The 24,110-nt window shown below is 61.9% G+C and carries 20 protein-coding genes and 1 other RNA gene; 10 read left to right on the top strand and 11 right to left on the bottom strand.

The window, feature by feature from the left end:
- From carB to grpE, 6 genes are all read right to left on the bottom strand, one after another.
- Window positions 1–1,362, bottom strand: a 1,362-nt coding sequence (carB, locus tag HP546_RS08275; RefSeq protein WP_172222519.1) for a carbamoyl-phosphate synthase large subunit, incomplete at its 3' end; no start/stop codon positions are given.
- 105 nt (window positions 1,363–1,467) lie between these two features.
- Window positions 1,468–2,604, bottom strand: a complete 1,137-nt coding sequence (carA, locus tag HP546_RS08270; RefSeq protein WP_172222511.1) for a glutamine-hydrolyzing carbamoyl-phosphate synthase small subunit — start codon at window positions 2,602–2,604, stop codon at window positions 1,468–1,470.
- Between the two features lie 327 nt (window positions 2,605–2,931).
- On the bottom strand, window positions 2,932–3,735 hold the full coding sequence (gene dapB / locus HP546_RS08265) for a 4-hydroxy-tetrahydrodipicolinate reductase (protein WP_172222505.1): 804 nt from the start codon (window positions 3,733–3,735) through the stop codon (window positions 2,932–2,934).
- A 13-nt stretch (window positions 3,736–3,748) separates the two neighbouring features.
- Window positions 3,749–4,879, bottom strand: coding sequence for a molecular chaperone DnaJ (gene dnaJ, locus HP546_RS08260; RefSeq protein WP_172222504.1), 1,131 nt, complete (start codon window positions 4,877–4,879; stop codon window positions 3,749–3,751).
- Window positions 4,880–5,076: 197 nt separating this feature from the next.
- Window positions 5,077–7,002 carry a molecular chaperone DnaK gene (gene dnaK, locus HP546_RS08255; RefSeq protein WP_172222503.1) on the bottom strand — a complete coding sequence of 642 codons (1,926 nt, stop codon included), beginning with the start codon at window positions 7,000–7,002 and terminating at the stop codon, window positions 5,077–5,079.
- Between the two features lie 101 nt (window positions 7,003–7,103).
- On the bottom strand, window positions 7,104–7,661 hold the full coding sequence (grpE, locus tag HP546_RS08250; protein ID WP_172222502.1) for a nucleotide exchange factor GrpE: 558 nt from the start codon (window positions 7,659–7,661) through the stop codon (window positions 7,104–7,106).
- A gap of 193 nt (window positions 7,662–7,854) precedes the next feature.
- On the opposite strand from grpE, the gene recN reads away from it, so the two are divergent.
- Entirely contained in the window at window positions 7,855–9,528 is a 1,674-nt protein-coding gene (gene recN / locus HP546_RS08245; protein ID WP_172222499.1) for a DNA repair protein RecN, read from the top strand.
- Between the two features lie 195 nt (window positions 9,529–9,723).
- On the opposite strand, the gene fur is transcribed toward recN, so the two are convergent.
- Entirely contained in the window at window positions 9,724–10,128 is a 405-nt protein-coding gene (gene fur / locus HP546_RS08240; RefSeq protein ID WP_172222494.1) for a ferric iron uptake transcriptional regulator, read from the bottom strand.
- Window positions 10,129–10,225: 97 nt separating this feature from the next.
- Between fur and HP546_RS08235 the strand changes: the two genes are divergently transcribed.
- Complete coding sequence (locus HP546_RS08235; RefSeq protein WP_172222490.1) at window positions 10,226–10,762, top strand: outer membrane protein assembly factor BamE; 537 nt, start codon at window positions 10,226–10,228, stop codon at window positions 10,760–10,762.
- A 62-nt stretch (window positions 10,763–10,824) separates the two neighbouring features.
- Here HP546_RS08235 and HP546_RS08230 read toward each other — a convergent pair whose 3' ends face one another.
- Window positions 10,825–11,259, bottom strand: a complete 435-nt coding sequence (locus HP546_RS08230) for a type II toxin-antitoxin system RatA family toxin (protein WP_172222485.1) — start codon at window positions 11,257–11,259, stop codon at window positions 10,825–10,827.
- A gap of 163 nt (window positions 11,260–11,422) precedes the next feature.
- Here HP546_RS08230 and smpB point away from each other — a divergent pair, with 163 nt between their 5' ends.
- The gene (smpB, locus tag HP546_RS08225) at window positions 11,423–11,905 is read left to right on the top strand and encodes an SsrA-binding protein SmpB (protein WP_172222482.1); all 483 of its coding nucleotides are present in this window, start codon (window positions 11,423–11,425) and stop codon (window positions 11,903–11,905) included.
- A gap of 221 nt (window positions 11,906–12,126) precedes the next feature.
- Here the strand turns inward: smpB and HP546_RS08220 are convergent, their stop codons facing one another.
- Window positions 12,127–12,894 carry an FCD domain-containing protein gene (locus HP546_RS08220; RefSeq protein ID WP_172222465.1) on the bottom strand — a complete coding sequence of 256 codons (768 nt, stop codon included), beginning with the start codon at window positions 12,892–12,894 and terminating at the stop codon, window positions 12,127–12,129.
- Window positions 12,895–13,148: 254 nt separating this feature from the next.
- Between HP546_RS08220 and HP546_RS08215 the strand changes: the two genes are divergently transcribed.
- From HP546_RS08215 to HP546_RS08190, 6 genes are all read left to right on the top strand, one after another.
- Window positions 13,149–14,819: a lactate permease LctP family transporter gene (locus HP546_RS08215; RefSeq protein WP_172222462.1), complete on the top strand. Its 1,671-nt coding sequence runs from the start codon at window positions 13,149–13,151 to the stop codon at window positions 14,817–14,819.
- A gap of 62 nt (window positions 14,820–14,881) precedes the next feature.
- Window positions 14,882–16,027: an FMN-dependent L-lactate dehydrogenase LldD gene (gene lldD, locus HP546_RS08210; protein ID WP_172222458.1), complete on the top strand. Its 1,146-nt coding sequence runs from the start codon at window positions 14,882–14,884 to the stop codon at window positions 16,025–16,027.
- A gap of 74 nt (window positions 16,028–16,101) precedes the next feature.
- A complete protein-coding gene (locus tag HP546_RS08205) occupies window positions 16,102–18,912 on the top strand; it encodes an FAD-binding and (Fe-S)-binding domain-containing protein (RefSeq protein ID WP_172222439.1) in 2,811 nt (936 codons plus the stop codon).
- Between the two features lie 253 nt (window positions 18,913–19,165).
- Complete coding sequence (locus HP546_RS08200; RefSeq protein ID WP_172222436.1) at window positions 19,166–19,459, top strand: hypothetical protein; 294 nt, start codon at window positions 19,166–19,168, stop codon at window positions 19,457–19,459.
- Between the two features lie 100 nt (window positions 19,460–19,559).
- Window positions 19,560–19,958, top strand: a transfer-messenger RNA (tmRNA) gene (gene ssrA, locus HP546_RS08195).
- Between the two features lie 527 nt (window positions 19,959–20,485).
- Window positions 20,486–20,749 carry a DUF3077 domain-containing protein gene (locus tag HP546_RS08190; RefSeq protein ID WP_172222431.1) on the top strand — a complete coding sequence of 88 codons (264 nt, stop codon included), beginning with the start codon at window positions 20,486–20,488 and terminating at the stop codon, window positions 20,747–20,749.
- A 154-nt stretch (window positions 20,750–20,903) separates the two neighbouring features.
- On the opposite strand, the gene HP546_RS08185 is transcribed toward HP546_RS08190, so the two are convergent.
- Window positions 20,904–23,297 carry a TonB-dependent siderophore receptor gene (locus HP546_RS08185; RefSeq protein WP_172222426.1) on the bottom strand — a complete coding sequence of 798 codons (2,394 nt, stop codon included), beginning with the start codon at window positions 23,295–23,297 and terminating at the stop codon, window positions 20,904–20,906.
- A gap of 150 nt (window positions 23,298–23,447) precedes the next feature.
- On the opposite strand from HP546_RS08185, the gene HP546_RS08180 reads away from it, so the two are divergent.
- Entirely contained in the window at window positions 23,448–23,633 is a 186-nt protein-coding gene (locus HP546_RS08180; RefSeq protein ID WP_172222421.1) for a DUF1737 domain-containing protein, read from the top strand.
- Window positions 23,634–23,678: 45 nt separating this feature from the next.
- Here the strand turns inward: HP546_RS08180 and HP546_RS08175 are convergent.
- Window positions 23,679–24,110: hypothetical protein (locus HP546_RS08175; RefSeq protein WP_218584469.1), on the bottom strand; the 432-nt coding region annotated here is incomplete at its 5' end.

Raw genomic sequence — 24,110 nt, 5'->3', positions numbered from 1 at the left:
GGCGAAGATCTCTTCGCAGGTCATGCCCGAACGCATGGCGTCGGCGACGTACCAGATACGCTCGGCGCCCGGCACGGTCAGCTCGCGCTTGAGAATGCTGGCGGCTTCAGGGCTGGCCAGGTCGACTTTCGGGTCGAGGCCGCAGGCGCCGACTTCCAGACCGCGCAGGGCTTTCTGCAGGGATTCCTGGAAGGTCCGGCCGATGGCCATGACTTCACCCACGGATTTCATCTGGGTGGTCAGGCGGGCGTCGGCTTTCGGGAATTTTTCGAAGGCAAAGCGCGGCAACTTGGTGACAACGTAGTCGATCGACGGCTCGAACGAAGCCGGGGTGCGGCCGCCGGTGATGTCGTTCTGCAGTTCGTCGAGGGTGTAACCAATGGCCAGCTTGGCGGCAATCTTGGCGATCGGGAAGCCGGTGGCCTTGGACGCCAGGGCGGACGAACGCGATACGCGCGGGTTCATCTCGATGACGACCATCCGGCCGGTGTCTGGGCAGATACCGAACTGCACGTTGGAACCGCCGGTTTCGACACCGATTTCACGCAGCACCGCCAGCGAGGCGTTGCGCATGATCTGGTATTCCTTGTCGGTCAGGGTCTGTGCCGGGGCAACGGTGATCGAGTCACCGGTGTGCACACCCATCGGGTCGAAGTTCTCGATCGAGCAGACGATGATGCAGTTGTCCTTTTTGTCGCGGACCACTTCCATCTCGTATTCTTTCCAGCCGATCAGCGATTCGTCGATCAGCAGCTCTTTGGTCGGCGACAGGTCCAGACCACGGGTGCAGATTTCTTCGAACTCTTCACGGTTGTAGGCAATACCACCGCCGGTGCCACCCATGGTGAACGACGGGCGGATGATGCACGGGAAGCCGAGCTTTTCGAGGACCGCATTGGCCTCTTCCATGCTGTGGGCGATACCGGAGCGCGGGCACTCCAGGCCGATGGCCTTCATCGCCTTGTCGAAGCGCGAACGATCTTCAGCCTTGTCGATGGTGTCAGCGTTGGCGCCGATCATTTCTACGCCGAACTTTTCCAGAACGCCGTGGCGCTCCAGGTCCAGGGCGCAGTTAAGTGCGGTCTGGCCACCCATGGTCGGCAAAACGGCGTCCGGGCGCTCTTTCTCGATGATCTTGGCCACAGTCTGCCATTTGATCGGCTCGATGTAGGTGGCGTCGGCCATGGCCGGGTCGGTCATGATGGTGGCTGGGTTGGAGTTCACCAGGATGACGCGGAAACCTTCCTCGCGCAGGGCTTTACAGGCCTGGGCGCCGGAGTAGTCGAATTCGCAGGCCTGGCCGATCACGATCGGGCCGGCACCGAGAATCAGGATGCTTTTGATGTCTGTACGTTTTGGCATGGTGGTCACTCAAATCCGGGGTCAGTCGGCAAGCCGCTTTGAACAATCTGGGTCAGGCGCGTCCGGGCGCGGCAGGTGCCGGCCCGGGGCCTTGAAGCAGGATGCTCAGCGGCGCTTGGCCATGGCATCGGTGAAACGATCGAACAGTGGCGCGACGTCGGTCGGGCCTGGGCTCGCCTCAGGGTGACCCTGGAAGCTGAACGCGCTCTTGTCGGTGCGCTCGAGACCCTGCAGGGTGCCGTCGAACAGCGACTTGTGGATGGCGCGGACGTTAGCCGGCAGGGTCGCCTCGTCAACGGCAAAGCCGTGGTTCTGACTGGTGATCATGACCACGCCGGTGTCCAGGTCCTGGACCGGGTGGTTGGCACCGTGGTGGCCGTGGCCCATTTTCACGGTCTTGGCACCGGAAGCCAGGGCCAGCAACTGGTGGCCGAGGCAGATGCCGAATACCGGGATCTCGGTCTCGAGGATTTCCTTGATCGCCTGGATGGCGTAGTCGCACGGCTCCGGGTCACCCGGGCCGTTGGACAGGAACACGCCGTCCGGGTTGAGTGCCAGTACTTCGCTGGCCGGGGTCTGGGCCGGCACCACGGTCACGCGGCAGCCACGGGCGACCAGCATGCGCAGGATGTTCAGCTTGACGCCGTAGTCGAAGGCAACCACGTGGTACGGCAGGTCGGCGGCGTCGATGGTCGGGTGGCTGTCGGTCTTCAGCTCCCACACGCTGGAGCGCCACTCGTAACGCTCGGTGGTGGAGACGACCTTGGCCAGGTCCATGCCTTTGAGGCCTGGGAAGCCGCGGGCGGCAGCAATGGCGGCCTCTTCGCTGATGTTGTCACCGGCGAGGATGCAACCGTTCTGGGCGCCCTTTTCGCGCAGGATTCGGGTCAGGCGACGGGTGTCGATGCCGGCAATGGCAACCACATTGTTGGCCTTGAGGTACTCAGGCAGCGACTGGGTGTTACGCCAGTTGCTGGCCAGCAGCGGCAGGTCACGGATGACCAGGCCAGCGGACCAGACACGGTTCGACTCGGCGTCTTCCGGCGTGGTGCCGGTGTTGCCAATGTGCGGGTAGGTCAGGGTAACGATTTGCTGCGCATAGGAAGGGTCTGTAAGGATTTCCTGGTAGCCGGTCATAGCGGTGTTGAATACCACCTCACCAACGGTCTGACCGTCGGCACCAATGGCTTCACCGCGAAAAATACTGCCGTCGGCAAGGGCGAGTATGGCTGGCTTTGTCAAGAAGACCTCCCGTAAATCAAGCATGAAAGGGCGATCGCAGGTTGCAAAAAAGCGGAGTGACGTATGGACACGTCACCCCGCTTTCATGTGCTGAATTCAATTCGCTGCGCGCTTTTAGTGGACACACTAAAGCTGTAGCTTACAGAAAAGTGCGTTTTCGGTCTACCGTATATGTGTCTCTAAAACACATGAATGCGACAGACTGACACCGGCGGTGGCTTCTTCGCGGGTAAACCCGCCCCCACAGGGACCGCACAAAGTCTGCGCCCGGTACAAATCCTGCGGGAGCGGGCAAGCCCGCGAAGAAACCAACAGCGCTCCAACGGCTTAACGCAGTTCGAGCACATCCTGCATATCGTACAGGCCAGCATCGCGCCCATCCAGCCACAGCGCCGCACGCACCGCGCCCTTGGCGAAGGTCATGCGGCTGGAAGCCTTGTGGGTGATTTCCAGGCGCTCGCCTTCGGCGGCGAACAGCACGGTATGGTCACCGACCACATCACCGGCACGCACGGTAGCGAAGCCGATGGTCTTGCGGTCACGCGCACCGGTCTGGCCTTCACGGCCGTAAACCGCCACTTCCTGCAGGTCACGGCCCAGCGCATTGGCAACCACTTCACCCATGCGCAGCGCAGTACCCGACGGCGCATCGACCTTGTGCCGGTGGTGCGCCTCGATGATTTCGATGTCGACATCATCCCCCAGCACCCGCGCCGCCATGTCCAGCAACTTGAGGCTAAGGTTCACCCCAACGCTGAAGTTGGCGGCAAAGACGATGGGAATGTCCTTGCCCGCCTCGGCCAGCAACTGCTTTTCCTCGACGCTGAAACCGGTGGTGCCGATGATCATCGCCTTGCCGTGCTTACGGCAGAACGCCAGGTTCTTCAGGGTCACCGAAGGGTGCGTGAAATCGATCAGCACGTCGAACTCGTCAGCCACCTTGGCCACGTCGTCGGACAGCAGCACGCCGATACGGCCCAGGGCCGCCAGCTCACCGGCGTCCGCACCGACCAGCGAGCTGTCCGGGCGATCGATCGCCGCCGTCAGCCCTGCACCCGGGTGTTGCTGCACGGCTTCGATCAGGGTCTTGCCCATTCGCCCTGCCGCACCCATTACTGCAATACGTCGCATAGCCATTTCCTTGTCAGAGGTCGCCGAAGAAGCGCTTCACGCCATCGAACCAGCCACTGGCCTTGGGCGAGTGGGAGCTGTCCCCTTCCAGCGAGTCACGCAGCTCTTCGAGCAATTCACGCTGGCGGCGGCTGAGGTTGACCGGGGTTTCCACCGCGACACGGCACAGCAGGTCACCGGCACCACCACCACGCACTGGCGCCACACCCTTGCCACGCAGGCGGAACTGCTTGCCGGTCTGGGTGCCTTCCGGAATCTTCAGCTTCACGCGACCGTCGAGGGTCGGCACTTCCAGCTCGCCACCCAGGGCAGCATCGGTGTAGCTGATCGGCACTTCGCAGTACAGGTGCTTGCCGTCGCGCTGGAAGATCTCGTGCTCACGCACGCTGATCACTACATACAGGTCGCCAGTCGGGCCACCATGGGTACCCGCCTCGCCCTCACCCGACAGGCGAATGCGGTCACCGGTATCGACACCTGCCGGCACCTTGACCGACAGCGTCTTGTATTCCTCGACGCGGCCTTCGCCGTGGCACGAGCCACACGGATCGGTAATGATCTTGCCTTGGCCATGGCAGCGCGGGCAGGTCTGCTGCACCGAGAAGAAGCCCTGCTGCATGCGCACCTGGCCGATGCCGCCGCAGGTCGGGCAGGTCGACGGGGTCGAACCCTTCTTGGCACCGGAACCGTCGCAAGGCTGGCAGTTGACCAGCGTAGGCACGCGAATGCTGACCGTGGTGCCACGCACCGCTTCTTCCAGGTTCAGCTCCAGCGTGTAGCGCAGGTCGCTGCCGCGCTGGGCACCGCCGCGGCCGCCACCGCGCCCCCCACCACCACCGAAGAAGTCACTGAACACATCGCCGAAGATGTCGGAGAAGTTGGCGCCACCGAAGCCGGCACCGCCAGCCCCCATGCTTGGGTCGACGCCGGCATGACCGTACTGGTCGAAGGCCGCGCGCTTGCTGGCATCAGACAGCACTTCGTAGGCCTCGTTGGCCTCCTTGAACATGTCTTCCGACTCTTTGTCGCCCGGGTTGCGGTCTGGGTGATACTTCATCGCCAGACGGCGGTAGGCCTTCTTGAGGTCAGATTCGCTGGCGCCGCGCTCGACACCCAGAACCTCATAATAATCACGCTTGGACATAGGTCATTTGCACCTTGTTGGGCGTCTGGCATCTGCGCCGCGCCATCAGCACCTGCCGCCTGCCCGCCTGGGGCGTCGACAAATGCTGTAAAAATTCTCGAATTCCAGATACGCCAACGCGGGAGCAAGCCCCCGCGCGGCGACATCCTACCAGCTCACCGCCAAACGGCGGTGAGCTGGCCGACAACATGCAACGATTACTTCTTGTCGTCGCCTTTTACTTCTTCGAACTCGGCGTCAACCACGTCATCGTGCTTGGCTTCCGGCTCGGCCTGCTGCGCGCCGCCCTGAGGCTGTTCGGCCGACTGCTCGGCGTACATCTTCTGGGCAACCGGGGCAGAGACCTTGGACAGCTCTTCGACCTTGGCGTCGATCGCAGCCTTGTCGTCGCCTTTGACAGCGGCTTCCAGGGCAACCACAGCGGCCTCGATGGCGGTTTTCTCTTCAGCGGTGACCTTGTCACCTGCGTCAGCGACCATCTTGCGGGTCGAGTGAACCAGTGCATCACCCTGGTTACGGGCAGCGGCCAGTTCTTCGAACTTGCGGTCTTCCTCGGCATTGGCCTCGGCGTCACGCACCATTTTCTCGATTTCTTCGTCGGACAGGCCGGAGTTGGCCTTGATCACGATCGACTGGGTCTTGCCGGTGGCCTTGTCTTTGGCGCCGACGTGCAGGATGCCGTTGGCGTCAATGTCGAAGGTCACTTCGATCTGCGGAACACCCCGCGGTGCTGGCGGGATGTCAGCCAGGTCGAACTTGCCCAGCGACTTGTTGCTGGCGGCTTGCTTGCGCTCGCCCTGCAGCACGTGAATGGTCACGGCGCCCTGGTTGTCGTCGGCAGTCGAGAACACCTGCGACTTCTTGGTCGGGATGGTGGTGTTCTTCTCGATCAGCGGGGTCATCACGCCACCCATGGTTTCGATACCCAGGGTCAGCGGGCTGACGTCCAGCAGCAGCACGTCTTTCACGTCACCGGCCAGAACAGCACCCTGGATGGCAGCACCCATGGCCACAGCTTCGTCCGGGTTGACGTCCTTGCGGGCTTCTTTACCGAAGAAGTCGGCAACGGTTTTCTGCACCAGCGGCATACGGGTCTGGCCACCGACCAGGATCACGTCGTCGATCTTGCTGGCATCGATGCCGGCATCTTTCAGGGCGATGCGGCAAGGCTCGATGGTGCGCTGCACCAGCTCTTCAACCAGCGACTCCAGCTTGGCGCGGGAGATTTTCACGTTCAGGTGCTTAGGACCGGTAGCGTCTGCAGTGATGTACGGCAGGTTCACGTCGGTCGACTGAGCGGACGACAGCTCGATCTTGGCCTTCTCGGCAGCTTCCTTCAGGCGCTGCATGGCCAGCGGATCGCCTTTCAGGTTCATGCCCGACTCTTTCTTGAACTCTTCGACCAGGTAGTCGATCAGCAGCATGTCGAAGTCTTCGCCACCCAGGAAGGTGTCGCCGTTGGTGGCCAGTACTTCAAACTGGTGCTCACCGTCGACTTCGGCGATTTCGATGACCGAAACGTCGAAGGTACCGCCACCCAGGTCATAAACGATGACAGTGTGGTCGCCCTTGGCCTTGTCCATGCCGTAGGCCAGCGCAGCAGCGGTCGGTTCGTTGATGATGCGTTTTACGTCCAGACCTGCAATGCGGCCGGCGTCCTTGGTCGCCTGGCGCTGGCTGTCATTGAAGTAGGCCGGCACGGTGATGACCGCTTCGGTCACTGGCTCGCCGAGGTAGTCTTCGGCGGTTTTCTTCATCTTTTTCAGCACTTCGGCGCTGATTTGCGGCGGCGCCATTTTCTGGCCGTTCACTTCGACCCAGGCGTCACCGTTGTCGGCCTTGGCGATTTTGTACGGAACCAGCTGGATGTCTTTCTGCACCACCTGCTCTTCGAAGCGGCGGCCAATCAGGCGCTTTACCGCGAACAGGGTGTTGTGCGGATTGGTAACAGCCTGGCGCTTGGCCGACTGACCTACCAGGATTTCGCCATCGTTGGCGTAGGCCACGATCGAAGGGGTAGTGCGCGCACCTTCGGCGTTTTCGATGACCTTGACGTTACCGTTTTCCAGAATGGAGACGCACGAGTTGGTGGTCCCCAGGTCGATACCGATGATTTTGCCCATGTTAACTCTCCCGAAACTTGAATTTGTTAGCAGCGACTACTTTGGCCAACTGCGGTAATACTTGAAGGCTTGACACCTAGATGGGGTTGCCCCGACGGATTTCAAGCCTTTTCATTGATCGAGGGTTGCGCCGCGCTCGGCGCCTTGCTGACCACCACCATGGCGGGGCGCAGCAGGCGGCCGTTCAGCAGGTAACCCTTCTGGAACACGTTCAGCACGCTGTTGGGCTCTACTTCAGCATTCTCCTGCATGGCCATCGCCTGGTGGTGCTCAGGGTTGAACGGCTGGCCGTGCGGGTCGACAGCTTCGAGGTTGTAGCGCTTCAGGGTGTCCTGGAACATCTTCAGGGTCAGCTCGACGCCTTCGCGGATCTGCTTGACGTGCTCATCGTCGGCACTGGAGTGGGCCAGGGCCAGTTCCAGGCTGTCGATCACCGGCAGCAGGTCGCTGGAGAATTTCTCCAGGGCGAACTTGTGGGCTTTCTCCACGTCCTGCTCGGCCCGACGGCGGGCATTCTGCACGTCGGCGACGGCGCGCAGCGCTTGGTCCTTGGCTGTTGCCAGCTGCTCCTCGAGCTCCAGAACACGGGCCTCGGCAGCGTTGCCTGCAGCGGCTTCTTCGACGTTAAGGTTGTTCTCGTTCAGCTGTTCATCAGCCATGGGGTCTCTCCTGCGCAATTTTGTGGACTGCGAGCCAGGCTCGCCTGTGATGTCGGCTATATGGGGCCGGAAAAACCAGCTTCAAGGGGCACGATGGATTTCCCGGCCGCAACAGAATCTGCCAAGGGGCATTGGCAGGCCTGAAAAAAGTACTGTATAAATAACCAGACAAGACTCTCGGGAGCCGCCCCTCATGCTGGTGCACCTGTCCATTCACAACTATGCCATCGTCGAGCACCTCGACCTCGAAATTGCCCGCGGCATGTCCGTCATCACGGGCGAGACCGGTGCCGGCAAATCGATCATGCTCGACGCCCTAGGTCTGGCCCTGGGCGACCGGGCCGACAGCGGCGTGGTGCGCCCAGGCACCGACAAGGCCGACATCCTCGCCACCTTCGACCTGGTGGACATCCCCGAGGCCCATACCTGGCTGGCCGAGCGCGACCTGGCCAACGAAGGCCTGTGCATCCTGCGCCGGGTGATCACTGCCGAAGGCCGCAGCCGTGGCTACATCAATGGCACGCCCTGCCCACTCGGCGACCTCAAGGCGCTGGGGGAGCTGCTGATCGATATCCACAGCCAGCACGAGCACCAGTCGCTGCTCAAGGCCGACACCCACCGTCGCCTGCTCGACGAGTATGCCGGCGCCGTCGACCTGTCGCGTCAGGTGCAACTGGCCGCCAAGCGCTGGAACCAGACCCGCCTGGAGCTCGAGCGCCTGTCCAATTCCGGCGACGAGCAGCGCGCGCGTCATCAGCTGCTCAGCTACCAGCTGGAGGAGCTGGACAACCTCGGCCTGGGCGAGCACGAACTGGAGCAACTGGAGCAGGAACACAAGAACCTGACCAGCGCCGAAGCCCTGTTTGGCATCTGCCGCCAGGTGATCGACCAGTGCAGCGAGAGCGATTCGGGCAATGTGCTCAGCGCCCTCACCTCAAGCCTCAACCGCCTGGGTGCAGCGACCCACTCGCCGAAAGCACTCGGTGAGGCGGCCAACCTGATCGCCAGTGCCCAGATCCAGGTAGAGGAAGCCGTTGGCGAGCTCAATCGCTTCCTCGACAACTTCGATGCCGACCCCATGCGCCTGCAGGCGCTGGAAGAGCGCCTCGACACCATCTACACCCTGGCGCGTAAACACCGCGTTCACCCGACCGAACTGCCCCACCTGCAACAGCAGCTGATGGAAGAACTGGAAGGCCTGAACGCCAGTGACGAATCGATCGAGCGGCTAGGCGAAGAACTGACCGCATTTGCCCAGCACTATAAAGAGAAAGCGCGCGAACTCAGTGGCCTGCGCCAGCAGGCTGCGCAGCAGCTGTCAGGGGCGGTAGAACAGGAAATCCAGCGCCTTGGCATGCCCGGCGGGCGCTTCCGCATCGAGCTTACCGCCAACGACGCGGCAGACTTGTCGCCCCACGGGCTGGAGCAGATCGAGCTGCTGGTCAGCGCCAACCCCGGCCAACCGCTCAAGGGCCTGGCCAAGGTGGCATCGGGTGGCGAGCTTTCACGCATCAGCCTGGCCATCCAGGTCATTACCGCGCAAACCTCGCGCATTCCGACCCTGGTATTCGACGAAGTCGACGTAGGCATCGGTGGGCCTACCGCTGAAATCGTCGGCCAGCTGCTCCGCCGCCTGGGCGAGCGTGGCCAGGTGCTGACCGTAACCCACCTGCCGCAGGTGGCAGCGCAAGGACACCAGCACCTGTTCGTGCACAAGGTGCGCAACAGCGACACCACACACACCGCCGTCGCCAGCCTGGGCAAGCGGGAGCGGGTCGAAGAGGTGGCGCGAATGCTGGGCGGCATCGACCTGACCAAGGAATCCCTGGCGCATGCGCGCAAGATGGTGGTTTCCGGCAAGGCCTGATCCTTCCTGCACTGGCCCAATCGCCGGCAAGCCAGCCCCCACAGGGACAGCGCCTGGCCTGAGCCCAATGCGATCGAGGTAGGAGCTGGCTTGCCGGCGATAGGGCCAGTGCAGGCCACCAAATTCATCTGCCCAAAGCAGAAAGCACAAAGGCGACCCGAGGGTCGCCTTTGTTATTTATAACGATAAAAAACGTTACTTTTTCTTACGCACGTACAGGACCAGATTGTGGTCCACCAGCTCGAAACCGTGCTCTTCCACAATCTCACGCTGACGCTTTTCAATCGCGGCATCCATGAATTCGATAACTTCGCTGGTATCCACGTCAACCATATGGTCGTGGTGACCGCCATCGGCCAGCTCGAACACTGCATGGCCGCCGTCGAAGTTGTGGCGAACAACCAGCCCCGCCGCTTCGAACTGGGTCAGCACGCGATAGACAGTGGCCAGGCCGACGTCTTCACCTGCTTCCATCAGCGCTTTGTAGACGTCCTCGGCACTCATGTGACGCTGCTCGGTGGAATCGAGCATCTGAAGGATCTTCACTCGAGGCAGGGTCACCTTGAGACCGGCTTTGCGTAATTCGCTATTTTCAACCATGGTCAGCTTTCTCGCCGATGCTGCTTCGCAGCTTCTCTTAATACGGGTATGATCGGGGTTTACGTTGTCCAGCCAAGATAGTGGAAGTCGCCCACCGATGCAAAACACCAAGCTCTTGCTAACCAGCCTCACCCTAGTGGGACTGCTCGCACTCGCCGGTTGCTCGTTTCCCGGGGTTTACAAAATCGACATCCAGCAGGGCAATGTCGTCACGCAGGACATGATAGACCAATTACGCCCCGGAATGACCCGACGGCAAGTAAGGTTTATCATGGGCAACCCGCTCATTCAGGATACGTTCAACACCAATCGGTGGGACTACCTGTACAGCTTGCAGCCTGGTGGCGGTAAACGTCAGCAAGAACGCATGAGCATTTTCTTCAATGAAAGCGACCAGCTGGTCAGCCTGTCGGGTGACTTCATGCCGGGCGTCAGCCGCGACCAGGAAATCCTCGGTGGCAGCAGCGACACCACGGTAAGCCCGGCCAGCCAGACCGAGCAGCCAGCACAACCTGCTACGCAGCCTGAAGAAAAACCGGCCAAGCCAGGCTCGGTAGAAGAGTCCATCCAGCGCGAAATCGACACCATCGAAACTACGCCAGTGCCGACCCCGGCACCGCTGGAAACCCGGTAACCGGGACAGCAGATGCAAAAAAGCCCGGACATGATCCGGGCTTTTTGTTGCCGCTCTATGCGTCAGGCATTCAGTTGCTTGGCGCGCTGGCAGAAGGCGTCCACCAGGGTGTTGGCGGCCTGGTTGAAAAGAGGCCCCAAGGTAGCGCGCACGATTGACCCGGCATAATCGAACGACAGGTCCAGGCTGATCTTGCAGGCTTTTTCACCCAACGGCTTGAACACCCACAGGCCATGCAACTGGGTGAACGGCCCCTCTTCCAGGTTCATCTCGATGGACTGCCCAGGCACCAGCACGTTACGCGTGACGAAGTGCTGGCTCATGCCACCCTTGGCCACTTCGAGCTTGGCACGCATGTGCGTGTCGCTGCACTCGAGCACCGTCGAAGCCGAGCACCACGGCAGGAACTCTGGGTAGCTGGCCACATCGTTGACCAGATCGTAGAGCGCCTGGGCAGGGTATGGCAGCAGGGCGGAGCGTTGAATATGGGTAGTCATCCAGGCATCACTTCCAAGGCTGGGTGGCGGCGCTTCGCAGCGTGCCGAAAACAGGTTCTGTCGACAAGACAGGGGCTGTATTGTCCGGTATTCATTGCAGTGGCTCAAGCACACCGAAATCCCATAGCGGACGACGCGCGGACTTGCCTATAATGCCGCCCCTATGGCTAAGCAAAAAAAACATCCGACCGGGACCATCGCGCAGAACAAGAAAGCGCGACACGATTACTTCATCGAACACAAGTTCGAGGCCGGGCTGGTCCTGTCCGGCTGGGAAGTAAAAAGCCTGCGGGCCGGCAAGGCGCACCTCGTTGACAGCTACGTGCTGCTCAAGGACGGCGAAGCCTGGCTGTTCGGCAGCCACATCACCCCGCTGACCACGGCCAGCACGCATGTCATCGCCGACCCGATGCGCACGCGCAAGCTGCTGCTGAACAAGCGCGAGCTCGAGCGCCTGGAAGCGGCGGTGGCGCAAAAGGGTTACACCTGCGTCGCCATGTCGCTGTACTGGAGCAAGCACCTGATCAAGTGTGAAATCGCACTGGGCAAGGGCAAGAAGGAATTCGACAAGCGCGACACGGTGCGCGAACGCGATTCCAACCGCGAGCTGCAGCGGGCTGTGCGCAACAAGGGCAAGGAAGACTAGATCTTTCGGTTAGCCTGTTCTGGCCTCATCGCCGGCAAGCCAGCTCCCACAGGTACTGCATAGGGCTCACAGCCAATGCAACACCTGTGGGAGACCAGATCTTTCGGTTAGCCTGTTCTGGCCTCATCGCCGGCAAGCCAGCTTCCACAGGTACTGCACACGGCTCACAGCCAATGCAACACCTGTGGGAGCTGGCTTGCCGGCGATGAGACCAGCGAAGGTCAGCGACCGCTGCGCCGCTCTGCCCGCGCCACCCGCTGCGCCTCTTGCTGCGCCTCTGCCAGCACTTCCTGCACATACAGAATGTGCCGGCTGGATATTTCTCGCGCATCCTCCGCCCTGCCCTCGACAATCGCCAGGTAAAGCTCCCGATGCTGACTGATCAGCATGTCCCGGGTTTCGGTGCGCTGCTGGTACATGCCACCGATGTTGGTCACCACGTTGCGCTTGAGCAGGTCGAACAAGCCACGGATGGTGTGTAGCAACACCGCGTTATGGCTGGCCTCGGCAATCGCCAGGTGGAAGCGCGCATCCGCCGCGCCCTCTTCTGCCCGGGTCACTTCGTCGACCCTGGAATAGCAGTCCTGAAGCACATCGAAGGCTGCCTTCAGCCGCGCCCGGTCTGGCTCGGTGGCGCGCTGGGCTGCGTAATACGCACAGGACGCTTCCAGGGTATGGCGGAATTCGAGCAGATCGCGCTGCGCCTCTGCACTGTGCTCAAGCAATTGCAGCAACGGGTCGCTGAACGTGGAGCCCAGGGATTCGGCTACAAAATTGCCCCCTCCCTGGCGGCTGACCAGCAGCCCCTTGGCCACCAGCTTCTGGATCGCCTCACGCAGTGACGGGCGAGACACGCCGAACTGCTCGGCGAGGACGCGCTCGGCCGGCAGCCGCTGCCCCGAGGTCAGCGTGCCTTCCAGAATCATCCCTTCCAACCGATCGACAATATCGTCGGACAGGCGCCGTTGGCGGACCTGATCAAAAACCATCACATGCTCTCCACAAACCCCGGCAGATTTCAGGGGGCGCCTATTCTCGCCGATCCAGGCCGCGCAAACACCCATCAAGCCACGATTTTCCCAGCGCACCAGGCGCCCGTTCATCGGTACCCGACCAAAGTTTTGCACAGGACAAATTGACACACCCACGACAGCGCTTTTAACCTAGCGTCCAGTCATTGTAAATTGGTCTTACCAATTATCCAATGCCAGTGCTGACCAACAACAATTAGGGGCCACCCCATATGCAAACCTGGCAACAACTCTATAGCCCGCTTGGTAGTCTTGGCTTGTCCGCACTGGCGGCGGTCATTCCCATTGTGTTCTTCTTCCTTGCCCTCGCCGTGTTCCGCCTCAAGGGCCACGTGGCGGGCAGCATCACCCTCGCGCTGTCGATCCTGGTGGCGATCTTCGCCTTCCAGATGCCTGTCGACATGGCTTTCGCCGCCGCGGGTTATGGCTTCCTCTACGGCCTCTGGCCCATTGCCTGGATCATCGTTGCCGCGGTGTTCCTGTACAAACTCACGGTCAAGAGCGGCCAGTTCGAAGTGATCCGCAGCTCGGTGCTGTCGATCACCGACGACCAGCGCCTGCAAGTGCTGCTGATCGGCTTCTGCTTCGGTGCCTTCCTGGAAGGCGCGGCGGGCTTTGGTGCACCGGTGGCAATTACCGCAGCGCTGCTGGTAGGCCTGGGCTTCAACCCACTGTACGCCGCCGGCCTGTGCCTGATCGCCAACACCGCACCGGTGGCCTTCGGCGCCCTGGGCATCCCGATCATCGTGGCCGGCCAGGTCACCGGTATCGACGCCTTCCACATCGGCGCCATGACCGGCCGCCAGCTGCCGCTGCTGTCGTTGTTCGTACCGTTCTGGCTGGTGTTCATGATGGACGGGCTGCGCGGCGTGAAGGAAACCTGGCCTGCCGCCCTGGTCGCCGGCCTGAGCTTCGCCGTGACCCAGTACTTCACCTCGAACTTCATCGGCCCCGAGCTGCCGGACATCACCTCGGCGCTGGCCAGCCTGATCTGCCTGACCCTGTTCCTGAAAGTCTGGCAGCCCAAGCGCTCGTTCAGCGAAGCCAAAGGCAGCGTTGGCGCCGCCGTGGTGCAGCCGACCGGCAGCCAGCCGACGCCCTACAGCTTTGGCGAAATTTTCAAGGCCTGGTCGCCGTTCCTGATCCTTACCGTGCTGGTCACCATCTGGACCCTGAAGCCGTTCAAGGCAGCCTTCGCCCCAGGCGGCGCGATGTACAACTTCGTGTTCAATTTCGCCATCCCGCACCTCGACCAGCTGGTGATCAAGACCGCGCCGATCGTCGCCGCGCCGACCGCCATGCCGGCGGTGTTCAAGCTCGACCCGATCTCTGCCACCGGCACCGCGATCTTCCTGTCGGCGCTGATCTCCATGGCCGTGCTGAAGATCAACTTCAAAACTGGTCTGACCACTTTCAAGGAGACCTTCTGGGAACTGCGCTGGCCAATCCTGTCGATCGGCATGGTGCTGGCCTTTGCCTTCGTCACCAACTACTCGGGCATGTCCTCGACCATGGCTCTGGTGCTGGCCGGCACTGGCGCTGCCTTCCCGTTCTTCTCGCCGTTCCTCGGCTGGCTGGGCGTGTTCCTGACGGGCTCGGACACTTCGTCCAACGCCCTGTTCAGCTCGCTGCAGGCCACCACCGCGCACCAGATCGGGGTCAACGACACCCTGCTGGTGGCCGCCAACACCAGCGGCGGCGTAACCGGCAAGATGATTTCGCCGCAGTCGATCGCCGTGGCTTGCGCCGCTACCGGCCTGGTCGGCAAGGAATCCGATCTGTTCCGCTTCACCGTCAAGCACAGCCTGTTCTTCGCCACCATCGTCGGCCTGATCACCCTGGTCCAGGCCTACTGGCTGACCGGCATGCTGGTTCATCACTAAAGTGAAAGGGGCCGGGCGCCAGCTGCGCCCGGCACTCCCCACAAGCAACGCTGCGAGAATCCATGATTATTTCTGCCTCTACCGACTATCGCGCCGCGGCCCAACGCAAGCTGCCTCCCTTCCTGTTCCACTATGCCGACGGCGGCGCCTACGCCGAGCACACCCTGCGCCACAACGTGTCGGACCTGGCCAGCATCGCCCTGCGCCAGCGCGTGCTGAAGAACATGTCCGAACTCAGCCTGGAAACCAGGCTGTTCGACGAAACCCTGAGCATGCCGGTGGCCCTTGCCCCGGTCGGCCTTACCGGCATGTACGCCCGCCGTGGCGAAGTGCAGGCCGCGCGCGCAGCGGCAGCCCATGGCATCCCGTTCACCATGTCCACGGTGTCGGTGTGCCCGATCGAAGAGGTGGCGCCTGCCATCAACCGGCCGATGTGGTTCCAGCTGTATGTACTCAAGGACCGCGGCTTCATGCGCAACGCGCTGGAGCGCGCCAAGGCAGCCGGGGTTAAAACCCTGGTATTCACCGTCGACATGCCGACCCCCGGCGCCCGCTACCGTGACGCTCACTCAGGCATGAGCGGCAAGAACGGCCCGCTGCGCCGCGTTCTGCAAGCCATGACCCACCCCGAATGGGCGTGGGATGTCGGGGTGATGGGGCGCCCACACGACCTGGGCAACATCTCCACCTACCGTGGCAACCCCACGGGCCTTGCCGACTACATTGGCTGGCTGGCCAACAACTTCGACCCTTCCATTTCCTGGAAAGACCTGGAGTGGATCCGCGAGTTCTGGGATGGCCCGATGATCATCAAGGGCATTCTCGATGCCGATGATGCCCGCGATGCGGTCCGCTTCGGTGCCGACGGCATCGTCGTCTCCAACCACGGCGGCCGCCAGCTCGACGGCGTGCTGTCCAGCGCCCGCGCCCTGCCCGCCATCGCTGACGCAGTCAAAGGTGACATCAAGATTCTTGCCGACTCGGGCATCCGCAGCGGTCTCGACGTAGTGCGCATGATCGCCATGGGCGCCGACACCGTACTGATCGGCCGCGCGTTCCTCTGGGCATTGGCCGTGCACGGCCAGGCCGGGGTGAAAAACCTGCTGGAGCTGTTCGAGAAGGAAATGCGCGTAGCCATGGTGCTGACCGGTGCCAAGTCGATCAGCGAAATCACCCGCGACTCGCTGGTACGCGAACTGGGCGCCTGACGCCTGCACCCACCACTGCCTGAATGACCGGGGCACACCGCGCGCCAGACGCCGTGGCCCCGCGAGGAGACTGCATGAGCCTGCCCGCCGCGTTTCTGCGTGATGCCGAGCGCCTGATCCCCGCCGAACGCCGGTTCGACGACCCCACCTCTACCTTGGCCTTCGGCACCGACGCCAGCTTCTACCGGCTGATCCCCAAGCTGGTGGTACGCGTCGAGTCCGAGGACGAAGTGGTCGGCCTGATCAAGCTGGCTCAGCGCGAGCGGGTGCCGGTTACCTTCCGCGCCGCCGGCACCAGCCTGTCTGGCCAGGCCATCAGCGATTCGGTGCTGATTGTGCTCGGCGACAACTGGAACGGTCGCGAGATTCGTGGCCAGGGCGAGCAGATTCGCCTGCAGCCGGGCGTGATCGGTGCCCAGGCCAACGCTTGGCTGGCCCCTTTCGGGCGCAAGATCGGCCCCGACCCGGCCTCGATCAACGCCTGCAAAATCGGCGGCATCGTCGCCAACAACGCCAGCGGCATGTGCTGCGGTACCGCGCAGAACACCTACCACACCCTGGCCGGCCTGCGCCTGGTGCTGGCCGACGGCACCCGCCTGGACAGCGAAGACCCGGCCAGCGTAGAAGCCTTTGCAAGCAGCCACGCTGACTTGCTGGAATCACTGGCCCGCCTGGGCCGTGAAACCCGTGCCAACACCGCACTGGCCGAGCGCATCCGGCACAAGTACCGACTGAAGAACACCACCGGTCTGTCACTGAACGCGCTGGTGGACTACGACCAGCCGCTGGATATCCTGCAACATCTGCTGGTCGGTTCCGAAGGCACGCTGGGCTTTATCAGCGCCGTCACCTACGACACCGTGCCCGACCACCCGCACAAGGCCAGCGCCTTGCTGGTGTTCCCCAGCGTCGAAAGCTGCTGTCGCGCCGTGCCCCTGCTCAAGCGCCAGCCGGTGTCCGCCGTGGAGCTGCTCGACCGCCGCAGCCTGCGCTCGGTGCAGAACATGCCGGGCATGCCGCTGTGGGTCAAAGGCCTGTCGGACAACGCCTGCGCCCTGCTGATCGAATCACGCGCCGCCAGCCAGAGCCTGCTGCACGAACAGTTGCAACAGATAATGGTCTCCATCGCCGATTTCCCGCTGGAACAACAGGTCGACTTCAGCGAAGACCCGGCGGTGTACAACCAGCTGTGGAAAATCCGCAAGGACACCTTCCCCGCCGTCGGCGCCGTGCGCCAGACCGGCACCACGGTCATCATCGAAGACGTGACCTTCCCCGTCGAGCAACTGGCCGAAGGGGTCAACCGGCTGATTCAGCTGTTCGACAAGCACCGCTACGACGAAGCGATCATTTTCGGCCATGCCCTGGAAGGCAACCTGCACTTCGTCTTCACCCAAGGCTTCAACAGCGCCGCAGAAGTGGCCCGCTACCAGGCATTCATGGATGACGTGGCGCAACTGGTGGCGGTGGAATTCGGCGGTTCGCTGAAAGCCGAGCACGGCACCGGGCGCAACATGGCGCCGTTCGTGGAGCTGGAATGGGGCCAGGATGCCTACCAGCTGATGTGGAAGCTCAAGCGCCTGCTCGACCCCAATGGCATCTTCAACCCCGACGTGGTGCTGAGCGAAGACCCGGATATACACCTGAAAAACCTCAAGCCGCTGCCCGCTGCCGACGAGATCGTCGACAAGTGCATCGAATGCGGTTTCTGCGAGCCGGTCTGCCCGTCCAAGGGGCTGACCCTCAGCCCGCGCCAGCGCATCGTCATGTGGCGCGACATCCAGGCCAGGCAACGCGCCGGTATCGACACCGGCGACCTGATGAAGACCTTCCAGTACCAAGGCATCGACACCTGTGCCGCCACCGGGCTGTGCGCGCAACGCTGCCCGGTCGGAATCAACACCGGCGAACTGGTCAAGAAGCTACGCAGCCAGGCTGCCGGTCACCCAAAAACAGCCGACTGGCTCGCCGAGCATTTCAACACAGCACTGGGCGGCGCGCGCCTGACCCTGACCGCCGCCAACACTGCACGCAAGCTGCTCGGCGCGCCCCGCCTGGCCCGCCTGAGCGCATCCATGAGCAAAGCCAGCAACGGCCGCCTGCCGCAGTGGACCGCGGCCATGCCACAACCGCTGCGCCCGCTGCAGTTCAGCGCGGCCAGCAACGACGCCCGCCCGCGCGTGGTGTACCTGGCCGCCTGCGTGTCGCGCGTCATGGGCCCGGCGTACGCCGACCGCGAACAGAGCTCGCTGCTGGACAAGACCCGCGCCCTGCTGGAAAAGGCCGGCTACCAGGTGGTGTTCCCCGAAAACGCCGACAGCCTGTGCTGCGGCCAGCCGTTCGCCTCCAAGGGTTACCCCGAGCAGGCCGAACACAAGCGCCAGGAGCTGATCAACGCACTGCTGCACGCCAGCCGTGGCGGCCTTGACCCGATCTACTGCGACACCAGCCCCTGCACCCTGCGCCTGGTGCAAGACCTGGGTGAAACCCGGCTGGACCTCTACGACCCGGTGCGCTTCATCCGCACCCACCTGCTCGACCGCCTGGAGTTCACCCCCCAGGACGAGCCGGTGGCCGTGCACGTGACCTGCAGCACCCAGCACCTGGGCGAAAGCCAGGCGCTGATCGACCTGGCGCGGCGTTGCAGCAAGCAAGTGGTAATACCGGAAGGCATTCACTGTTGCGGCTTCGCTGGCGACAAGGGCTTCACCACTCCCGAGCTTAATGCCCATTCGCTGCGCAGCCTGAAGGATGCGGTGCAGTATTGCGGCGAAGGCATTTCCACCAGCCGTACCTGCGAGATCGGCTTGAGCAGCCACAGCGGCATCGACTACCACGGGCTGGTCTACCTGGTCGACCGCGTGACCCGCCCACGCAGTCTGTGACCGACTAACGCGTCCTCTGTAGGAGCGGCCCTGTGTCGCGATGGGCCGCGAAGCGGCCCCGATCTATGCACAAACGTTGAAATCCTGGGGCTGCTTCGCAACCCTTTCGCGACGCAAGGCCGCTCCTACAGGTTGCAGCGCACGTGGTCTCCACACTCACCATCCTCGCGACCACCATCCCGATTGAACCCCCGCCAATACCCCGCAGTCCACCTTACAGGCCCACCTTCCCGAGGCCCCAGAGGAGACTCCCATGAAAGGTACCGCGCTTTCGGCCCTGTTCGCGGCCGCAACCCTGCTGGCTTCGCCGGCGTTCGCCGCCGAAGACCTCTGCACCATCAACCTGCAAAAGATCGATGACAGCATGGCCACCGCCGGCGCCACCTCCGAAGGCATGGACAAGGCCGTGACCGAACACGTCGACAAAGCCAAGGCCGCCCAGGCCTCAGGCGACACCAAGGAATGCATCGCGATCACCAGCAAGGTGCTGGAGCGTCTGGAAAAAACCGAGAAAGGCAGCGGTTCGGCCGGTGGTAGCGGTACTTGATGTCTCGTTGCGGGCGACCGGACCGGCTGTCGACGTCGCCCGCGCAATGGCGTATACTCCACCCCACGTGCCGTAAGGTGCGTTAGCGTAACGCTAGTGTGGGGCCGATTAGGATTCGACGCCGGTAGCGAAACTCTAGGTGCATGCCGAGTTGGTAACAGAACTCGTAAATCCACTGTTGCAACTTTTATAGTTGCCAATGACGAAAACTACGGCGCGGAGTTCAAGCTGGCTGCGTAAGCGGCCCTCTTGACCCGTTGCTTCTGGTAGCTTCGGCTCCAGCAATCATTAGGGGATGCCTGTAAACCCGAACTGATTGTCATACAGAACAGGATCGTCGCGTAGCACGTTGTGGGCGAAGTGACTAAAACTTACACAACTCATCCAAAGCACCCTGCCCGTCGGGCGGCTGCGGATTAAATCAGTAGACACGGCTAAGCATGTAGTACCGACAGCGGAGTACTGGCGGACGGGGGTTCAAATCCCCCCGGCTCCACCAAATCCTAGAAAGAAGACGCCCTCGGGCGTCTTTTTTTGTGCCTGGATTTTGCGATCTGCGGGTCAAAAAGTCGGATTTAACCCCTTCCTTGTAGGGCGTTTCCCAAAGATACTCCCAGCGTCTGTTTTCCGTTGCACACGGTAAATGTGGTCTCTAGTCTCGACGCGTCGTTGGCATTCAACGACCGGGTTTAGCCGCCCGATTTCGTCAGACAACACAGCCGTGCAATTCCGAGCAATCGGCATTGGCGCTTTATGGCGGCTGTGCGTGGGGCACCTTCGGGTGCGCCGGGTGCCTGACGTCCCGGTCGGCTAACCCGCGTACAGCTGCCACCTTACTGTTTAGCCGCGGTGAGTGGTTGCTTCACTACGACAGGAGCCATGCCATGCTGAAGATAGTCCCCGACCCACCCCACCACCTCCCTGAATCCGATGCATTGAATCGCAGGCCAAGCGAAAACCTGTGGGAGCCCGGCTTGCCGGCGATAGGGCCCGCCCAGACAACAACAAGACCAGGGAGATAGACCAATGACCACCGAAGACACGAACTGCACCGTCGGTAAAACCATCTTCTTTCAAGGCGAAAACCAGACCCACCCCCTGTTCCGCATCGAAGCTGGCATCCCTTGCCAGAACGCCCGCGAGCAGGCTTCCGAGCTAATGGGCTACGCACGGGACCTGACCATCGACGGGCTGATGGAAGATAAACCGCAGCTGATCTGGGCCGCGCACTACCTGTGCGCCTTGGGCAAAGCACTGCTGGACGATGCCGAACTGGGCATGATGCGCTAGCCCCTGAATAACGCGCATGAACCTGCCGGCTCGCCCGCTCAGTGTGTGACGCGGTGGATGGCACCGGCTGCGCCGGTGTTCGCGGCTGAAGCCGCTCCCACAGAGGTCTTTACAGACTCTGGATCTTGTCGCAGCTCGTGCCATCGCTAGACGCTTACCAGTTGTAACTCACCTTGGCCGTAACCTCACGCCCCGGATTGTAGTAGTTCGCCGTACCCGACCCCACCACATGCTGCTCGTCAAACAGGTTGCTGACATTCAGCGCAAGGTCTGTGCCCTTGGCAATCTTGTAGTTCAACGCCGCGTCAAACAGCGTGGTGCCGTCGCTTTTCTTGGTGTTGGCTGCATCCATGTAGTAACCGCCCACATAGCGTGCACCCAGGCCAACGCTCACGTCAGTGTCGGGAATGTCGTAGTAGCTCCACAGCGAGGCGGTATGCTTCGGCGCGACGGTAAACTCCTTGCCCTTTAGCGAAGAACCGTCATACAACGCCCCGCGCAGCACCTCGGTCTCCATGTAGGAATAAGCACCGATCAGGCTGAGGTTCTGGGTGATTTGCGCCTTGCCTTCCAGGTCCAGGCCGCGCGCGCGTGACTCGCCAACGGTTTGCTGCTCGATGATGCCGCTGGGCAGCACCACGGCAATGGTGACGTTTTCCTGGGTCAGGTCGTAAACGGCGGCGGAGAACAATGCGTCCATGCCCACAGGCGAGTACTTCACGCCCACTTCGTACTGCCGACCGGTCTGCGGGGTTACGCCAACCTGGGGTGGCGACACCGATTCCACCATGCTTACGTAGGTGGAGACTTCATCATTGACGATGTAAGTCAGTGCGCCGCGGTATGAGGTCTCGGAGAAGTTGTCGCTTTGCTTCTGTGCCCCGCCCACGTACTCCTTGCTGGACAGGTCCATCGAGTCATTGCGCACACCCGCCGTGGCGATCAGACGGTCGTAGAACGACAGGTTCTGCTGCAGGAACACCGCCTTGGTGGTGGCGTCATTTTGCTTGCGGGTATAAGGCGTGACGCCCCCCGAAACGCCGGTGAACACCGGGTTGGCGATGTCGATGGAAGGCGCCAGGCTGTAAACCGAACTCTGTTTGGTCGTCGAATCAAGGTACTCCACACCCACCAGGGTGCTGCTGTCGATGTGCTCGAACCGGGCGTCGTACTGCAGCATCAGGTTGCCGTTGAGCTGATCGGCTTCGCTGTCGGTGCCAAACACGTAGCGGGGGATGGTGGTGCCCACACGTGCGGCGCTGTCGCTCAGGTAGACATAGCCAAAGTCATCGCTCAGCTCGCTATAGCGCAGGTTGCTGCGCAGCACAAAGCCGTTGTCGAAGTCGTGGGTGATGTTGCCGCTGAGGCTGGTGCGCTCCACATCATGAAAGTTGTAGCTGGGCTCACCAAAGAAGTCGCTGCGGTCGTATTCCTTGTCCAGCGGGTAGCCACCGCTGTTCGGCGAGCTGTTGGTCTTCAGGTAGTCCAGGATCACGGTGGCCGAGGTGAAATCGGTTGGCGCCCAGGTCAGGCCGCCCATGATGAACCGGTTGTCGTCCTGCGAGTGGTCGTACTCGCGGTCGCTGTTCTGCATCTTGGCAGTGAAGCGGCCGGCCAGGGTCTGGTCGTCGTTCAGGGCATCGCCCACGTCAATGCCGGTCTCTGCATGGTCATACGAGCCATAGGTCACGTAGCCTTGGCCAAACTGCTCGAAGCGCGGCTGCTTGGTCACGAAGTTCACCGAGCCGCCTGGGTCTGCCGGGCCAAACAAGGTGGAGTTGGCGCCGCGCAGAATCTCGATGCGCTCGTAGGCATAAGGGTCTTCACGCACACCGCGCATCGAACTCAAGGTCAGGCCGTCACGGTAAGTGGTGGCCTGAAAGCCGCGGATCTGAAAGTAGTCGTTGCGATCATCCGAGCCATAGAAGTCACTGACTACGCCCGGGGTGTACTGCAGGGCCTCTTCCGTGGTGCTGACACTGCGCTGCTCCATTTCCTTGCGGGTCACCACAGACACGGATGCAGGCGTGTTGCGGATGCTGGTCGCCACCTTGCCGCCTACCCAAAGTTCCTGGGCGACCACCGAGTTCAGGTCATCATCGGCACTGGCCTTGACCTTGGCATTGATGATCAGCGGCGCCAGGCGATAATCCTCGGTAGCGCCAATTTCCAGCGGGCCGGCTGGCTTTGGTTGTGGTTTTATCAGGTAAGCACTCGGGCCTTGCTGCTCCGCCTGAAGCTCGGTCCCCTGCAACAACGACGAGAGTGCAGCCGAGGTGCCCAGCGTACCCTGCACGCCCGCCGTGTCGCGGTTGGCTACGCTCTTTGCGTCGAAGGACAAGCTGATCCCCGCCTGGCGCGCAAAGTGGTCAAGCGCCGGGGCCAGTGGGCCACCGGGAATGTTCCATTGCTGCACCGGGTTGTTTTGCTCAGCGTTTGCAGCGTGCGCAAGCGCAGGCAGCGCACAGCTGCTGACAACCAGGCCAAGGAAAGCAGCGTGCACAGCACGGCTCAATGGATGGCGCTGTGGAACCGGGGTAAAACTCATTTTCTCGCTCCGTAGAGGGTCGGCAGACGGGCCTGTATTCCGGCCTTTTCTACAAGCCGAACGAGAATGAGAAAACACCTCATTTATTTTCAGGGAGTTTTACAGTGCTAGACTGGTTGCGCGTTGCCACTACTGACAAGGACTTCCCGCATGACCCAACCCCCAGACGGCCTGCCAATCTACCGCGTATTGACCGGCCCCGACGATGCGAACTTCTGCCGCCGGGTCAGCGCCGCCCTGGAACTGGGCTACCAGCTGCACGGCTCGCCCGCGCTCACCTTCAACGGTGAAACCGTGATTGTGGCGCAGGCACTGCTCTGGCCGGAGGCCAAATAGGCAAGTTGCTAAAGCAGGGGGCTCAAGCGCTGAACACGGGCCGCGTCAACGCAGCGGCGCTGAACCCGCATCGGCAGTGGCATCATTCAGCTGCAGAATGTGTGCCTTGATGGCGTTGCCAGCCATTTCGAACAGCTCGCAGCAAAAGGCGTCGCCCTGCTCCTGCAAGGGTGAGTCTTGCAACGCGTCGGCCGCAGCTTCCATCGCTACACCCTCGGCCGTTTCTGCAAAACCAGCGATATTGCGTGCGCGGAGTGCTGGGTCAGCCAATGGCTGCAGGTAATAGAAGGCAATCAAACAGGCAATACCGTTCTTTTCGAAACTTTTGCTCAACTGAGCTTTCAACGCCCCCACGCTATCGTCAATCTGGCTGTTTTCGATATTGTGATGTTGCAGAAATGCTGCGATCGGACTTAGTACAGCCGCCAGTAAATCGTCGAGGGTATAACCTGCCATCGGAGGCAACACGTTCGGGGT

It is taken from the genome of Pseudomonas sp. CM25, assembly GCF_013179705.1.
Lineage (GTDB): Bacteria > Pseudomonadota > Gammaproteobacteria > Pseudomonadales > Pseudomonadaceae > Aquipseudomonas.
The sequence above is the reverse complement of the archived record's forward strand: the minus strand, read 5'-3'. Positions and strand labels throughout refer to the sequence as shown.

Excerpts from the sequence above, each read along its gene's own strand:
- HP546_RS08215 (WP_172222462.1), top strand. The coding sequence starts at position 13,149 with ATGCAAACCTGGCAACAACTCTATAGCCCGCTTGGTAGTCTTGGCTTG.
- recN (WP_172222499.1), top strand. The coding sequence starts at position 7,855 with ATGCTGGTGCACCTGTCCATTCACAACTATGCCATCGTCGAGCACCTC.
- dapB (WP_172222505.1), bottom strand. The coding sequence starts at position 3,735 with ATGCGACGTATTGCAGTAATGGGTGCGGCAGGGCGAATGGGCAAGACC.
- dnaK (WP_172222503.1), bottom strand. The coding sequence starts at position 7,002 with ATGGGCAAAATCATCGGTATCGACCTGGGGACCACCAACTCGTGCGTC.
- dnaJ (WP_172222504.1), bottom strand. The coding sequence starts at position 4,879 with ATGTCCAAGCGTGATTATTATGAGGTTCTGGGTGTCGAGCGCGGCGCC.
- HP546_RS08220 (WP_172222465.1), bottom strand. The coding sequence starts at position 12,894 with ATGGTTTTTGATCAGGTCCGCCAACGGCGCCTGTCCGACGATATTGTC.
- HP546_RS08185 (WP_172222426.1), bottom strand. The coding sequence starts at position 23,297 with ATGAGTTTTACCCCGGTTCCACAGCGCCATCCATTGAGCCGTGCTGTG.
- grpE (WP_172222502.1), bottom strand. The coding sequence starts at position 7,661 with ATGGCTGATGAACAGCTGAACGAGAACAACCTTAACGTCGAAGAAGCC.
- HP546_RS08205 (WP_172222439.1), top strand. The coding sequence starts at position 16,102 with ATGAGCCTGCCCGCCGCGTTTCTGCGTGATGCCGAGCGCCTGATCCCC.
- lldD (WP_172222458.1), top strand. The coding sequence starts at position 14,882 with ATGATTATTTCTGCCTCTACCGACTATCGCGCCGCGGCCCAACGCAAG.
- fur (WP_172222494.1), bottom strand. The coding sequence starts at position 10,128 with ATGGTTGAAAATAGCGAATTACGCAAAGCCGGTCTCAAGGTGACCCTG.
- HP546_RS08190 (WP_172222431.1), top strand. The coding sequence starts at position 20,486 with ATGACCACCGAAGACACGAACTGCACCGTCGGTAAAACCATCTTCTTT.
- HP546_RS08180 (WP_172222421.1), top strand. The coding sequence starts at position 23,448 with ATGACCCAACCCCCAGACGGCCTGCCAATCTACCGCGTATTGACCGGC.
- HP546_RS08200 (WP_172222436.1), top strand. The coding sequence starts at position 19,166 with ATGAAAGGTACCGCGCTTTCGGCCCTGTTCGCGGCCGCAACCCTGCTG.
- HP546_RS08235 (WP_172222490.1), top strand. The coding sequence starts at position 10,226 with ATGCAAAACACCAAGCTCTTGCTAACCAGCCTCACCCTAGTGGGACTG.
- smpB (WP_172222482.1), top strand. The coding sequence starts at position 11,423 with ATGGCTAAGCAAAAAAAACATCCGACCGGGACCATCGCGCAGAACAAG.
- HP546_RS08230 (WP_172222485.1), bottom strand. The coding sequence starts at position 11,259 with ATGACTACCCATATTCAACGCTCCGCCCTGCTGCCATACCCTGCCCAG.